The sequence below is a fragment of the Thioclava sp. ISO4 genome, from assembly GCF_058105145.1.
The window spans coordinates 3916921-3931084 of the sequence record NZ_CM176571.1 but is presented as its reverse complement, the minus strand read 5'-3'; the positions used below and the strand labels follow the sequence as shown (position 1 = coordinate 3931084).

The 14164-nt window shown below is 64.8% G+C and carries 12 protein-coding genes; 9 read left to right on the top strand and 3 right to left on the bottom strand.

Features of this window, described 5'->3' with window-relative positions; translation table 11 throughout:
* Positions 1-86: 86 nt before the first annotated feature.
* Entirely contained in the window at positions 87-1481 is a 1395-nt protein-coding gene (locus tag AC2TZ7_RS19105; RefSeq protein ID WP_489865394.1) for a diguanylate cyclase, read from the bottom strand.
* A 143-nt stretch (positions 1482-1624) separates the two neighbouring features.
* Here AC2TZ7_RS19105 and AC2TZ7_RS19100 point away from each other — a divergent pair, with 143 nt between their 5' ends.
* The 7 genes from AC2TZ7_RS19100 to dacB are packed head-to-tail and all read left to right on the top strand — an operon-like array spanning position 1625 to position 8459.
* Entirely contained in the window at positions 1625-1903 is a 279-nt protein-coding gene (locus AC2TZ7_RS19100) for a DUF3572 domain-containing protein (RefSeq protein WP_078542139.1), read from the top strand.
* 45 nt (positions 1904-1948) lie between these two features.
* Positions 1949-2653 carry an HAD family hydrolase gene (locus tag AC2TZ7_RS19095; protein WP_489865393.1) on the top strand — a complete coding sequence of 235 codons (705 nt, stop codon included), beginning with the start codon at positions 1949-1951 and terminating at the stop codon, positions 2651-2653.
* 51 nt (positions 2654-2704) lie between these two features.
* Entirely contained in the window at positions 2705-4438 is a 1734-nt protein-coding gene (locus tag AC2TZ7_RS19090; RefSeq protein ID WP_489865392.1) for a hypothetical protein, read from the top strand.
* A gap of 60 nt (positions 4439-4498) precedes the next feature.
* Positions 4499-5110 carry a heme NO-binding domain-containing protein gene (locus AC2TZ7_RS19085; protein WP_489865391.1) on the top strand — a complete coding sequence of 204 codons (612 nt, stop codon included), beginning with the start codon at positions 4499-4501 and terminating at the stop codon, positions 5108-5110.
* Positions 5110-6312 carry a GGDEF domain-containing protein gene (locus AC2TZ7_RS19080; RefSeq protein ID WP_489865390.1) on the top strand — a complete coding sequence of 401 codons (1203 nt, stop codon included), beginning with the start codon at positions 5110-5112 and terminating at the stop codon, positions 6310-6312. Before AC2TZ7_RS19085 ends, AC2TZ7_RS19080 begins: the two co-directional genes overlap by 1 nt.
* Before the next feature lie 50 nt (positions 6313-6362).
* A complete protein-coding gene (locus AC2TZ7_RS19075) occupies positions 6363-6980 on the top strand; it encodes a nicotinate-nucleotide adenylyltransferase (protein WP_489865389.1) in 618 nt (205 codons plus the stop codon).
* A gap of 51 nt (positions 6981-7031) precedes the next feature.
* Positions 7032-8459 (top strand): D-alanyl-D-alanine carboxypeptidase/D-alanyl-D-alanine endopeptidase, encoded by a 1428-nt coding sequence (gene dacB, locus AC2TZ7_RS19070; protein ID WP_489865388.1) that lies wholly within the window; start codon positions 7032-7034, stop codon positions 8457-8459.
* 64 nt (positions 8460-8523) lie between these two features.
* Here the strand turns inward: dacB and AC2TZ7_RS19065 are convergent, their stop codons facing one another.
* A complete protein-coding gene (locus AC2TZ7_RS19065; RefSeq protein WP_098411909.1) occupies positions 8524-8946 on the bottom strand; it encodes a tellurite resistance TerB family protein in 423 nt (140 codons plus the stop codon).
* Between the two features lie 105 nt (positions 8947-9051).
* On the opposite strand from AC2TZ7_RS19065, the gene AC2TZ7_RS19060 reads away from it, so the two are divergent.
* Positions 9052-10698, top strand: a complete 1647-nt coding sequence (locus tag AC2TZ7_RS19060) for a lysine--tRNA ligase (protein ID WP_489865387.1) — start codon at positions 9052-9054, stop codon at positions 10696-10698.
* On the opposite strand, the gene AC2TZ7_RS19055 is transcribed toward AC2TZ7_RS19060, so the two are convergent.
* On the bottom strand, positions 10695-11549 hold the full coding sequence (locus tag AC2TZ7_RS19055) for a CHAD domain-containing protein (RefSeq protein WP_489865386.1): 855 nt from the start codon (positions 11547-11549) through the stop codon (positions 10695-10697). The two genes, AC2TZ7_RS19060 and AC2TZ7_RS19055, sit on opposite strands and share 4 nt — an antisense overlap.
* Before the next feature lie 253 nt (positions 11550-11802).
* Here AC2TZ7_RS19055 and AC2TZ7_RS19050 point away from each other — a divergent pair, with 253 nt between their 5' ends.
* Positions 11803-14094: a glycosyl hydrolase family 28-related protein gene (locus tag AC2TZ7_RS19050; protein WP_489865385.1), complete on the top strand. Its 2292-nt coding sequence runs from the start codon at positions 11803-11805 to the stop codon at positions 14092-14094.
* The last annotated feature ends 70 nt before the right edge of the window (positions 14095-14164 follow it).

The window sequence follows — 14164 nt, the reverse complement described above, 5'->3', positions numbered from 1 at the left end:
GAGGGCGCGACCGTTTACCGTTTGGAAATTCGCCAACCCTCAGTGTCATCACCTGCCCATGCGCGGCGTGACCCTTCTATTTCGGGTCAGGCCGCGTTTGTGTGCTGGGCGAGGGAGACCTGGTTTCGACCGCTTCCCTTGGCGCAGAGAAGCGCTGCATCGGCCTCGTCGATAAGATGCTGCGGATCGTCATGGCGTGTGCCGCCGAAGGCGAGGCCGATCGAAATGGTGACCTGCGTCATTTGTCCGTCGGGCAGCGTGATCTTGCTCTGTGCGATTTCGTGCCGGAGCCGTTCCGAGATCCGGCAGCTCTCGACCAGAGAGCTGTCGGGCAGCGCCACGAGAAACTCCTCGCCGCCGATGCGGCCGATGAGATCGACGTCGCGCAGGCTTTGGCGCAGATGGCGGGCGATACTGGCCAGCACTTCGTCACCCGCGCCGTGGCCATAGGTGTCGTTCACTGATTTGAAACGGTCGAGGTCGAGCAGCATCACCGCATAGCCGTGGCCCGTGCGGCGCGCGCGGTCGGACATGCGCGACAGATGCGCGTTCACGTAGCGACGATTGTGCAGCCCGGTCAGCGGATCGACCAGCGCAAGACGCAGACCTTCATCGACCGAGAGACGCAACTGATCCGAGAGGCGCTTGCGGCGAAGCTGCGCGCCGATCCGGAGTGCGGCTTCCTTTGCGGCGAGCGGCGTCGACATCTCGGCGGGCAACAGATCATCCGCGTCCAGATCGAGCGCGCTGGCTTGCGTCTCGCGCGCGTCGGGCGGGCTGGCGATCAGGATCGCCGCATGACGTGTTTCGGGATGCGAGCGCAACTCCGACATCAGCCGCAGCCCATCGCCGCGATGCGCAAGGTCTGCGCCGATCACGAATAGATCGGGGGCGCGACGCGTGGGTTCGTCGCCGCAGGGCTGGTCGCAACTGGTCAGCAGAATCCGATTTGTTGTCAGCAGGGGCGCGAGCGCGGATTTCCAGCGCAGTCCCTCGGACGGGTTGGGCGCGATCAGAGCGATCCGTGCGAGAGGGACGAAGTCGCTCGCCGCCTCTGCGAAGCCGAGTTCCCGGCAGGTCTGCTCGCGCAGCGCCGAATCCTCGTCGCCGACATGGGCGCGGATCAGGCTGCGCAGTCGGGCGAGCAGCACAAGTTCGTCGAAGGGTTTGGCCAGCACCTCATTCGCCCCGGCCTGCAGCAGCGCCACGCGCAGGTCCGGCGTATCGCGCCCCGTCATCGCGATGATCGGGATGCGCCGGGTCCGCGGGTCCGCCCGCAGCCGGGCGATAAGGCCCTCTCCGGTCATGTCGGGCAAGGTGACGTCGAGCAAGATCAGCCCGGGCCGTTGCGCCGCGGCGAGGGCGAGCGCCTCCGCCGCGCTTGCGGCTTGCAGCGTATTGTAGCGCGCGCCGGTCAGCTTCGCCTTAAGCACAATGCGATTGGTCGCCACATCATCCACGATGAGGATCGATCCCGGCATATAACGCTACTCCTTCAACCTCCGACGCGGTGCGGCTTGCATCGGGCGGTTCCCGACTGCGCCAGCTTCTCATCGCGCCTTTTCTTGACCTTAGCGGTCTATAGGTTAACAAAGCGTTTCCCCCCGACAGAGAAGGACCCGTCATGCGGCAAGAAAACGCTCATACGCTCGCGTTGCAGACCCTCGGCTGGCTTGCCGGTCGTGAAGATCTGATCGGCGCGTTCCTCGCCAATTCCGGGGCGAGCGTGGACGATTTGCGGGCGCAGGCGAGCGATCCGGACTTCCTCGCAGGGGTTCTCGACCATGTTCTGCAGGACGATCAGGTGGTGCTCGATTGCGCGCAGGACCTTGGTGTGCAGCCCGAGGCGCTGATGCAGGCGCGCGCGGTTCTCGGGCGCGGCGATCTGCGCCACTGGACCTGACGCGCAGCTTTAGGCAATCTGCCCGCAAAGGGAGGCAGATCGCAGATGGCAGGCGGCAAGATACGGGCGGTGCTGTTCGACAAGGACGGTACGCTTTTCGACTTCGACGCGACATGGGGCGCGTGGGCGAAGCTGCAGATCGAGGCGTTGGCGAAGGATGCCGAGCAGGCCAGCAGGCTTGCCGCGGCGATCGGGTTCGACCTCGACCGGATAGAATTCGAGCCGCACTCGCCGGTGATCGCGGGTACGGTTCGGGAGGCGGCGGAACTGCTGTTGCCGCATCTTCCGGGGCGGTCGCTCGATGATCTGGTGCTCGAACTGGAGCGGGCGGCGCATGACGTGCCACTGGTGGAGCCGGTACCACTCAGCGCGCTTCTGTCCGATCTGCGCGGACGCGGATTGCAGTTGGGCATTTGCACGAACGATGCCGAGTCCTCGGCGCGGGCACATGCCGCGCAGGCGGGCATCACCGATCTCTTCGACCGGATTATCGGTTATGACAGCGGGCACGGGGCGAAACCCACGGCGCGCCCGCTTCTGGCCTTCGCGGACTCGCTGGGGCTGGACCCGGCCGAGGTCGTGATGGTCGGCGACAGCCAGCATGATCTGCATGCGGCGCGCGCGGCGGGGATGATTGCGATCGGCGTGCTGAGCGGACCGGCGGAGCGGGCCGATCTGGCCCCGCTCGCCGATGCGGTGCTCGATCATATCGGGGGGCTTCCCGACTGGCTCGCACAGCGCGCGGGCTAGCAAGGCGCGTCAGACGCGCGAGGAGCCTCGCGCAAGACAGGAGAGGGACGCATGCAACTACGTTTGCAACATATTCTGCTTGGGCTGCTGGCGGGCATGTTCTTCTGGGCGCTCGATAACCAGTTGCAGCAACGGCTTCCGATTGACGCGCACGGACAATTCGGCGTGTCGGTTCTGGGCACGGTGTTCTTCGCGACCGCGCTTGCGATGCTGGGCGAGATCGGTTGGCGCAGGGCCTTCGGCGCGGCGGCGCTGATTGCGGTTCCGGTCGCGTTGCTCGGATGGTGGGCGTCGCTTGGCTATGCCCCGAGCGAGACGTTGGCGGGATACATGCCTTACGAGCTGCTCGCGCTCTCGGTTCTGGCGATGCTGCCGATGCCCTTCGCGATGGCCGTGGCGCAGGGCGGGACGCGCGCCTGGAAGGACTATCCGGCGCTGTTCCTGCATGCGTGGAATATCGTGGTGCGCTATGCGGCTGCGTTTATTTTCCTCGGGATGGTCTGGCTCGTGCTGTACCTCTCGGCGCGCCTGCTCGAGAGCGTGGACCTCGATTTCCTGCGCCAGCTTCTGCGGGAGAAGCTGTTCGCCTTTGCCTTGTCGGGCGGCATTCTCGGGCTGGGACTGGCGGTGGTGACCGAGCTGGAGGAGATGATCTCTCCGACCCTGATCCTGCGGCTTCTCAGGCTGTTGCTGCCGCCCGTTCTGCTGGTGGCGGTGATCTTCGTGGCCGGGTTCATTGCGCGCCGGGGGGAGGTCTCGCTGATCGGTTTCTCGCAGATCGAGACGCTGCTGGCGATGGCCGCGGCGGCGGTGACGCTGATCTCGATCGGCATTGAGCGCGACGATGAGAGTGCCGTCCGGGCGCGGGTCTTGCGCCTGTCGGCTCAAGGCTTGGCGCTGGTGCTGCCCGTGCTGGTCGGGGCGGCAGCCTGGACCGGATGGCAAAGCGTCACCGCGCAAGGCTGGACCCCGGGACGCGTGGCGCAGGCGGTGCTGATCGTGCTTCTGGCGGGCTATGCGCTGGGATATGCCGGGTCGGTGCTGCTGGGGCGCGGCTGGATGGCGCGGCTGCGGCGGATCAATGTCGCCATGGCGGGAGGCCTGCTTCTTGCCGCGCTGGCATGGCTGACGCCGGTGCTGGACGCGAACGGGGTGGCTGCGCGCTCGCAGCTGGCGCTGTATCGCGAGGGGCGCATCACGGCGGGCGCCTTGCCGCTTTACGCTTTGAAGAACCACTGGGGGCTTTCCGGGCAGGCGGCCTTCGCGGAGTTGGAGGCGCAAGCCGGTGATGACCGCGCGCTCGCAACGGCCTTGGCGCGTCTGAGCCCGTCTGCGGATGGGGCGGAAGGTGCCAGCGCCGCGCGCGCCCAACTGCGCCGGGATCTCGTGCTGCCGCCCGGTGCGAAAGCGCCCGAGGATGCGCTGCTCGATGCGATCCGTTCGCGCGCGCCCGAGGTTGCGGCGGGGCTTTGCGCCTCCGCCGAGGGGGCGGCGGCGAATTGTGCCTTGATCGAGGCCGATTTCCTGTCGGATGTGCCCGGCGACGAGGCGATGGTGCTGCTGCATCTGCCCGACCGCGACGCGATCTATGTGCTGCGGCAGTCGAACGGCGCGTGGGATTCGATCGGTTGGGGCAGCGTCGTCGATTCGCAGGGCGAGCCGCGCTTCCGCGTCGATCTGGCCCCCGTGATCGCCGCGATCAAACGTGGTGAGATGCAGCTGGCTCCGAGCGGGATCATGGCGCTTGAGGCCGGTGGGCTGCGTCTTTTGCCGCTGTCGCGCTGAGCCGGGCGAATTTGGAGCTTTGTTAACTTCTGACCGCTAGCGTGGCGGTCAGGAGGACACATGCTCGGCTTGATCAACCGCTCTATCGAGACGTTTCTGACCGACACCCACGGGGCGGTGCTCTGTGCGCGTGTGCGGCGGCGCGCGGATTTGCCGGGCGAGAGCTATGAGCCCCTGCTGCAATATGACGATGCGCAGACCTTGCGGCTGATCGATGCCGCCTGCGACGAGTTGGGGCGGGCACGATCCGAGTTTCTGGAAGACCTTGGGGCGCATCTGTGCAGCCGCGAAGCGGTGCGGCGCCTGTTGCGTTATGGCGGCTGCGACTATCGCGGTTTTCTGAACTCGCTCAACGAGTTGAATGACCGCGCGCGCATGGCTGTTCCCGATCTCAAGCTGCCAGACCTGCATCTGGTCGCAACCCAGCCGGGTCAGTTCCATCTGCGTGTCGCCGCGGATCTGCCGGGCTGGGGGGCGGTGCTGGCGGGGATCTTGCGTGCAATGGCGGATGACTATGGCAGCCTCGCGCTGATCGACGTGCCGCCGCGTGTCGCCGAGGGCGATCTGCGCGCCCCCGACCCGATGGTGGAGACCGTGACGATCCAGCTGCTCGACGCCACCCACGCCGAGGCGCGCCAGTTCGCCCTCGCGCGCATGATTGGTGAGGTGTGATGAGCGTGCCGGGCGAGAACACTGTCACGCGATTGGCCGCACAGCCTCCCCCTGATCGGGGTGCGCAAGCCTATTGGCTGACGTTGCTGACCGGGCTTTTGCCTATGTTTCTCTGGCTCGACGAGCGGGCCTGCATCCTCGGGGTCGGGCGCACGTTGCGCAAGGTTCTGGGGGTGCCGGAAGCCCAAATCGTCGGCGCGCCGTTCTCGCGGTTTTTCTCGGTCGCACGGCGCGGCGGGGCGGTGCGGATGTGCCCGAAAGAGCTGCGCTCAAGTTGCGGTGCTGTTGATTGCGATAGCCAGTTCGGGCGCTGCGGGCGCTCCCTCGGGGCCATGACGGCGGAGGAGATGCTGCATGTCACCCTTCGCATGCGCCCGCAGGTGAGCCTGCGCGGCGCGCTGGTGAGACACGCGGGTCAGCCAGTTCAGGGGGGCGCGCCGACGCTGGCGGGGGGCGATATGCTCCTCAATTTCAGCTTCGGTATTCACCTGCGCGAACTCGTGGCGGAATTCGACCTGACCGAACATGATTTTTCCGCCGCCGATCTCGCGATGGAAATGCTCTATCTTCAGGAAGCGAAATCGCTCGTGCTGGAAGAGTTGCGGGCTCTGACCGGGCGGCTCGATCAGGCGCGCAAAGCGGCGGAAGATCAGGCGTTGAGCGATCCGCTGACGAAACTCGCCAACCGCCGGGCCATGGCACAGGCGCTCGCGCGGGCCGTCGACCACGCGACGAACGGGCTGGCGAATTTCGCTTTGCTGCAGATCGACCTCGATCACTTCAAGTCGATCAATGATACGCAAGGCCATGCGGCGGGCGATTACGTGTTGCAACTGGTGGCCCGCAATCTGTGCGAGAGCGTGCGCGGCGGTGATCTGGTTGCGCGCATAGGTGGCGACGAGTTCCTCGTTCTCTTGCGTGGCGACCCGAGCCGCGCGGAGATCGGCGCGCTCGCGGCACGCATCATCGAACAGTTCGAAGCGCCGAAATGGTATCGGGGGCAGGAATGTCTGGTCTCGGGATCGCTCGGCGCCGTGTCGTCGCGCGACTACGAGAACCTCGAAATCGAGACGCTTCAGAATGATGTCGACCGGGCGACCTATGCCGCGAAGACCGCAGGGCGCGGATGCCTTCGTTTCGGGTCCGGGCCTGTCGAAAACGTCGAGGATGGGCCGGGGACGTCACCCGGCGCCGCGCCTTAGCCGCATAAACGCTCTTTTCCTGACCGGTCGCCTTCGGGTAAGGGCAGCGCATGAGACAAGGATTTCCCTATGCCCGCGCCGGACAGCGCATCGGTCTTCTGGGCGGATCGTTCGATCCGGCGCATGAAGGTCACGTACTGATCACGCGCGAGGCGCTGCGCCGTTTCAATCTCGATCGGGTCTGGTGGATCGTGAGCCCCGGCAACCCGCTCAAGGCGCATGGCCCGGCGCCGCTCGATCAGCGGATCGCGAGTGCGCGGGCGAGCCTTGGGGGCGATCCGCGCGTGGTGGTGACGGACCTCGAAGCGCGGCTCGGTACACGTTACACCGCCGACACGATAACGCGTCTGCGCGCGCTCTATCCCGGCGTGGATTTCGCGTGGCTGATGGGGGCCGATAACCTCGTGCAATTCGACCGCTGGGATCATTGGCGCACGATCATGGAGAGCGTGCCGGTCGGTGTGCTGGCGCGTCCGGGCTGGCGGATGCCGGGGCGCTGGGCGCGTGCGGCGCGCATTTATGCGGGCGCCGAATTGCCCGCGGTCGCCTCGCAGCGCCTCCTCGACGGACCGGCGCCGCGTTGGTGCTTCGTCAACATTCCGATGTCCTCTCTTTCCTCCACGGAAATTCGCGAGAAAGGTGACTGGCGAGCATCGACACCCGTTTGAAGACGGTGCGGGGCGCGCTACGCTCGGGGTGACGCCGAGGGAGGAATCGCCATGCCGCTATCGATATCGCGCCGCTTCGCATTGCTGGGTGGCGCCGCGCTTTTCGCCACTCCGAAAACGGGCTTCGGCCAGACGGTTGCGGCAGCCGAATTGGTCCGGATGGCCGGGCTCAGCGGCGATGTGGGCTATGTCGTCGCGGACCTGAAGAGCGGCCAGATCCTCGAACAGCGCAATGCGGGCAAAGCGATGCCGCCCGCCTCTGCGCTCAAATCGATCACCTCGCTCTATGCGATGGAGCAGCTGGGCGGCGATTTCCGCTTCGGTACGAGGCTGATCGCGACTGGCCCGATCTCGGGCGGGCGCATTCAGGGCGATTTGATCCTCGCGGGCGGGGGCGATCCGACGCTGACGACCGATGATCTGAACGCGATGGCGAAGTCGCTGGCGGCGAAGGGCGTGCAGGGTATCACGGGGCGTTTCCTGACTTGGGCCGGGGCGCTGCCTTACAAGAACGAGATTGCAAATGATCAGCCGATCTTCGCGGGCTACAACCCTTCGATTTCGGGGCTGATGCTCAATTTCAATCGCGTGCATTTCCAATGGCGCCGCTCCGGGGGCGGTTGGGCGCTGAGCATGGATGCGCGCGGGCGCGACGTGCAGCCGCGCGCCTACACCGCGAAGGCGTCGATTGCGAAACGCTCCTCGCCGACGTTTACCTATTCCGATCGCGGTGGGGTCGAGCATTGGACGGTCGCCTCGGCGGCTTTGGGGCGGGGCGGAAGCCGGTGGTTGCCGGTGCGCCACCCGGCGGCCTATGCAGGCGACGTGTTCCAGACACTCGCCCGCGCACAGGGCACGCCACTGCCCGCGCCGGAAGATGTGCGCAACCTGCCCGGCGGCACGGTTCTGGTAAGCCATGGCAGCGATCCGCTTGTGCCTGTTCTGCGCGCGATGATGAAATATTCGACGAATATCACCGCCGAGGCGGTGGGTATGACGGTCAGCAAGCGGTTGGGTGCGGGGAACTCCCTGAAGCAGTCGGGGCAGACGATGACCCAGTGGTTGCAGCAGCGCACGGGTGCGCGCTCGGCCCGGTTCACCGACCATTCCGGGCTGCGGGCCGATGCCGAGCTTTCGCCGCAGGACATGGTGGCGGCGCTGCGCAATCTTGGCGCGCCGATGGGGCTGCGCAGTTTGATGAAGCCTTTCAAGCTGCGGGATGCGACGGGCAAGCACATGCAAGCCCAGCCATTCCGCGTCGATGCCAAGACCGGGACGCTGAATTTCGTCTCAACTCTGGCGGGCTACATGACCGCGCCGGATGGCACCGAGCTTGTCTTCGCGATCTTCACCGCCGATCTAAACCGGCGTCGTCGTGCGGGCTCTGCGCCGCGCCCGCCGGGGCAAGTCCAATGGGTGCGGGCGTCGAAAATCCTGCAGAGCCAACTGTTGGAGCGTTGGGCCGGGATTTACGGCTGAGTGGTCGCTCCGCCCGGACGGCGGGGCAGTCGTCAGGTTTTCTCGCCGGGACTCTCGCGTCCGATCAGAGCGTGGCGTGGCGCACTTTCGCGCCCCATTCGATGGCGACGGCGTGCAGCCGGTCGATCGCCAACTCGCCGCGGATCTCTTCCAAGAGGCGCAGTTCGGTCTGGCGGATCGTACCGTCGGCGGAGGCCACGTCGCAGGCCAGCGCATAGGCGGTTTCGAAAAGATGTTCGGGCAGCGCGTCGCGGATCAGGCCGAACAGCGCCTCGAGCCCGTCTTCCTCTTCGAACAAAGTGAAGACCGAGCGGGAGACCCGCGAGACGCGGTCGAAATCGTAGCCCGCGAAGATCGGCATGTGGTTCACTATCCGCTCGATTGCGACGAGTTCGGAGGTCGGCACGTCCTCATCGGCGGCGGAAATCGCGACCATCACGGCGACGAGCGCGTCTTGGGGCGAAAGCGAGGCGAGAACGTCGGGCAAGTCGGAGCTCCTTGATAGTGTTCGAGTGCTAATTATTGACTGTCCCCCTCCGCTTCAATAGGTCAGGCGCGACTGGGCGCACGGGGCGCCTTCATGAGGTATGCAATGACGAGCTTGCGTGACGCTGCGATGAAATCCAAGGCCTGGCCCTTCGAGGAAGCCCGCCGGGTGCTCAAGCGTTACGAGAAACGGGACCCGGAGAAGGGTTACGTCCTGTTCGAGACGGGCTATGGGCCGTCGGGTCTGCCGCATATCGGCACGTTTGGCGAAGTTGCGCGCACGACGATGATCCGTCGCGCTTTCGAGGTGATCTCGGATATCCCGACGAAGCTTCTGTGCTTCTCGGACGATATGGACGGGATGCGGAAAGTGCCGAGCAATGTCCCCAATCAGGACATGCTGCGCCAACATGAGCAGAAGCCGCTGACCTCGGTGCCCGATCCGTTCGGCGAGTTCGACAGCTTCGGCAACCACAACAACGCGATGCTGCGCCGTTTCCTCGACACGTTCGGGTTCGAGTATGAATTCGCGAGCGCGACCGATTACTACAAGTCGGGTCGGTTCGACGAGATGCTGATCAAATCGGCTTACGAATACGATCAGATCATGGAAATCATGCTGAAGTCGCTGCGCGAAGAGCGTCAGCAGACCTATTCGTGCTTCCTGCCGATCCATCCCGAGACGGGCCGCGTGCTGTATGTTCCGATGAAGGAGGTCAATGCGCGCGACGGCACCGTGACCTTCGACGACGAGGACGGGCGCGAATGGACGCTACCGGTCACCGGCGGCAACGTGAAGCTGCAGTGGAAACCCGATTTCGGGATGCGTTGGGCCGCGCTCGGCGTCGATTTCGAGATGTATGGCAAGGACCATTCGACCAACACGCCGATCTATGACGGTATCTGCCGCGTCCTCGGTGGGCGTGCGCCGGAGCACTTCACTTACGAGCTGTTCCTCGATGCGAATGGCGAGAAGATCTCGAAGTCGAAGGGCAACGGGCTGTCGATCGACGAGTGGCTGACCTATGCGGCGACGGAATCCTTGAGCTACTTCATGTATCTCAAGCCGAAGACCGCGAAGCGGATGCATTTCGACGTGATCCCGAAGGCGGTGGACGAGTATCACCAGCAGCTGCGCGCCTATCCCGATCAGCCGATCGAGCAGCAGGTGAACAACCCGGTCTGGCACATCCATGGTGGCAATCCGCCCGAGAGCCGGATGGTGGTGCCTTTCGCGATGCTGCTCAATCTCGCGAGCGTCGCGGGCGCGACCGAGAAGGAAGGGCTGTGGGGCTTCATCAAGCGCTACGCGCCCGAGGCGAGCCCGGAAGGCAATCCTGATCTGGATCAGGCGGCAGGCTTCGCGCTGAAGTATTTCGAGGATTTCGTGAAGCCCACGCTGGTCTTCCGCGCGCCCGACGCGTCCGAACGTGCCGCGCTGGAAGATCTGGCCAAGGCGCTGAAATCGGAAGAGGCGGCGCTCGATCAGATCGCGCGCAAGAACGCGGCGGCAGGCAACGAAGAGCCGCTGCCGGAGGCCGATTTCCATAGCGACGAGTTCCTGCAATCGGTCGTTTTCGCGGTCGGCAAAAACCACGAATTCGCCAACCTGCGCGACTGGTTCAAGGCGCTTTACGAGGTGCTTCTGGGCCAGAGCCAAGGACCGCGTTTCGGTGGGTTCATCGCGCTTTACGGTGTCGATGAAACGGTCGCGCTGATCGAGCGGGCGCTGGCAGGCGAACTGGTCGACTAAGCTTTCCAGAGATCGAACCAAGCCCCCCAGCGGTCGCAGAGCGGCTCGGGGGGCTCGGCGAATATCCTGGCGCCGAGGGTGAAGGCTTCGGCCTCCAGTCGGGCGGATTCCGTGCGGATCAGCGCGAGCAGCGCCTCGGCCTTTTCGGGGTCGAGATGCTCTGGCACTTTCGTTTCGAGCACATGCAGGTCGTGATGGTCGCCGATCAATTCTCCCAAAGTGTCGAGTGCGTCTTCGCGCGGGTGCAGCATCTCGGGCCAGATCGGGGCGAGCAGGCGGGTGTGATACCAATGCTGCTTAACCCGCGTCCGCCAATGGTGCAGGTCTAAGCCAGCCCTTGATTTCTGCGCGGTTTTCAGACGCTTGCGGCAATCTTTCAGCGTCGCGTGCAATCCGGCCTCATAGGCGGGCCAGCCCTTTTCGGTGACGTCCCAATCCTTCGCGCGTTTGCGGATTTCCGTGACGCGTTTCGCGAATGTCGAGATGTCTTCCTTCCTCGGCGGCGGCGTCGCGGGCAGCGCGTCGAGCATCGCACGGGCGGCCGCCGCACCGTCGAGATCGGGCCCTTCGCGCCCGAGCCGGATAAGCGAGGCGCGCATCACCTCGTCGTCGCGCAGGCCGGAAATGCCCCGGGCCGCTTCGGCCAAAGCATCGTTCTCTTTGTGAAAATCGGAGAAATGCGGCGCGAAGAGACGGATCAGGCCGCGGGTCTTCTTGATCGCTTTGCGCAGGGCGTGAACCGAAGGGTCGGATTTTCCGGCCAGTTTGACGGCCGTTCCAAGCTCGCTGCGCGCAATGCGGCGCAGGGCTTTCGTCGGGGTCTTGTCGTCGGGGGATATGGCGTAAACCATCTGCGGCTCCTCTTGGCTGCACACCCGATGTGGCGCGAGGATATGTCAGGCGCATGACGCTGTCACCTGCGAAGCGGGAGGGGCACCGGTAGCGCAGGCCGTGACCGGAGGCTGCGCACGGCCCTCTCAGGTCTTCTTTAACCTTTCCTTCTAGCTCTGTTCGGGCCGAAACGCGGGCGCTTTCGGTCGGTCCCGGCGCGCTATTGGCACTGCAAGGGGCGCGCGGGTGGGAACATGGACAAGAGGATTGCAGATGAACGTCGCGATTACCGAAGGGCTGGTGCTGACCCCGCCCGCATTCGCCGAAGGGCTGGATCAATGGTCGAGCGAGGATGGCACGCCGGGCTCCACGACCTATGAGAGCACGGGCAATGCCGTGCTGGTTCCGGCGGATGCGGATTTCGGCGGTTGTCTGGAGATGCTCAAGACGCAGACAGTGCAGAAACTGCGCTACATGGGCGACACGCCGATCCTGCCGGGCACCTATCTGCGCATTCGGGCGCGGGTGAAGGCGGTCAGCGGCAACCTGCCGGAGGTGCGCGTCGCGGGCTATGCGGTGACGGGGTCGGGTGCCCATGTTGGCGGCGTGGTCGAAGTCGGCCCGACGGTCGCGCTGCAAAGCTATGGCGCGGTGGTCGAAGTGTCGGCGATCGTCGGAACCGGCTCGCGCGAAGGTGTCGATATGCCGTGGGGGCTGGATGCGGTTTACGGGCATTTCGGGCTGGACCTGACCGGCGCGAATGGCGGCGTGGTGCGCATCGACGATATCGAGATCGAGGATGTGACCGAGGCCTTCCTGCGCGACCTGATGGGCTGGGTCGATGTGCGCGATTACGGCGCGGTGGGCGACGGGACGACCGACAATGTCGCGGCGTTCAACGCGGCCGATCAGGCGGCGAACGGGCGCAAAGTTTTCGTCTCGGAGGGGGTGTATTACTTGGGCAGCACGATCTCGATCTCGTCGCCGCTCGAGTTCGTGGGCACGCTGGTGATGCCGGCCGCGGCGAAGCTGGCGCTGATGTGGTCCTTCGACTTTCCGACCTATGCGGCGGCTTTCGGCGATGAGCTGGCGGGCTTCAAGAAGGCGCTGCAGGCGCTGTTCGGCTATACCGATCACAACGTGCTCGACCTGAAAGGGCGCCGCGTCGAGGTGGCCGAACCAATCCGCATCGAGGAGATCGCGCCGGACCTTACGAGCTTTTCCAACCGCCGGGTTCTGCAGAACGGCCAGATCAACGTGATCGCGGGCTCTGCCTGGGACGATGAGGTGGTGACGTCGCAGGCGACCTATTCGGTGAGCCAGTCGATGCAGCTGACCTCGGTCGCCAATATCGCGAACATCCCGGTGGGCGCGCGGATCACCGGCACCGGGGTTGGGCGCGAGGTCTATGTGAAGTCGAAGAATGTCGGGGCGCAGACGCTTTACCTGTCGCAGCCGCTTTACGGCGGGTCGGGCACGCGGACCTACACGTTCACGCGCCATCAATATGTGCTGGATTTTTCCGGGATGGAGAAGCTCGACCGGTTCAACATCGCCAATGTGGAATTCCTCTGCAACGGCGCGGCGAGCTGCATCATGCTGGCGCCCGACGGGCAGATGTTCCAGATCCGCGATAGCTATGTGGTGCGGCCCAAGGATCGGGTGATCACCTCGATCGGGCGCGGCTGTCAGGATCTGCTGATCGACGGCTGTCAGTTCCTGTCGGACGAGATGCTGGTGCCCGCGCAGGACCGCAAGTCGATGGTCCTGAACGTCAATGCCAATGACAGCAAGATTCGCGACTCGCGCTTCGTGCGCTTCGGGACGAGTTTCGTGCTGAATGGCTCGGGGCACCTGATCGTCGGCAATCACTGGTTTCAGGGCGACGAGGAAAGCAATGGCGTGCGCGTGGCCGGGCTGGTCTTCACCCAGACCAATGTGCAGTCGGCGGTGACCGGCAATTACATCGACAACTCGGTGATCGAGTGGACCAACGAGCATGACGCCGAGCCGAATTTCGCGAGTGAATACAGCTTTGGCGGGCTGACGGTGACGGGCAATACCTGCGTGTGTATCAATGTCGCGCCGTGGTTTACGTGGCTGTCGATCAAGCCCTATGGGCCGGGCCATTTCATCCAAGGGCTGAGCGTGACGAATAACGTGTTCAAGTCGCTCAACGGCAGTGTCGACCGGATCGAGAAGATCGATACGAGTTTCGCCGATATCGACCGCTCGCGGGTGCGCAACGTGGTCTTCGAGGCGAATATGTTCAATGCGATCAACGACATCTCGCAGAATCCGGTGATGGTCGAGGTGAACCAGTCAACGGCGCAATCGGTCTGGACGGTGGATGCGAGCGAGTATCTGCCCTTCGGAGGCTGGGCGCGCAACGTGCAGAGCCTTATCGCCGAGGGGATGGTTCGCGATGGCTCGGGGGTGCGGATCGAGGCGATGCCCTATGTCGCGGTGGAACAGGGCGCGGCCAAGAACCAGATCACGGTGAACTGGCCGGAGGCGGCGAAGGGCCGGCTGCAGGTCACGCTGCGGATGGATAACCCGATCTGACGGGATGCAAGGGCGGGGCCGATCCGGGCCGGGGCGGGCGGATCGGCAAGGCGGCGCGTGGGGCAAAAGT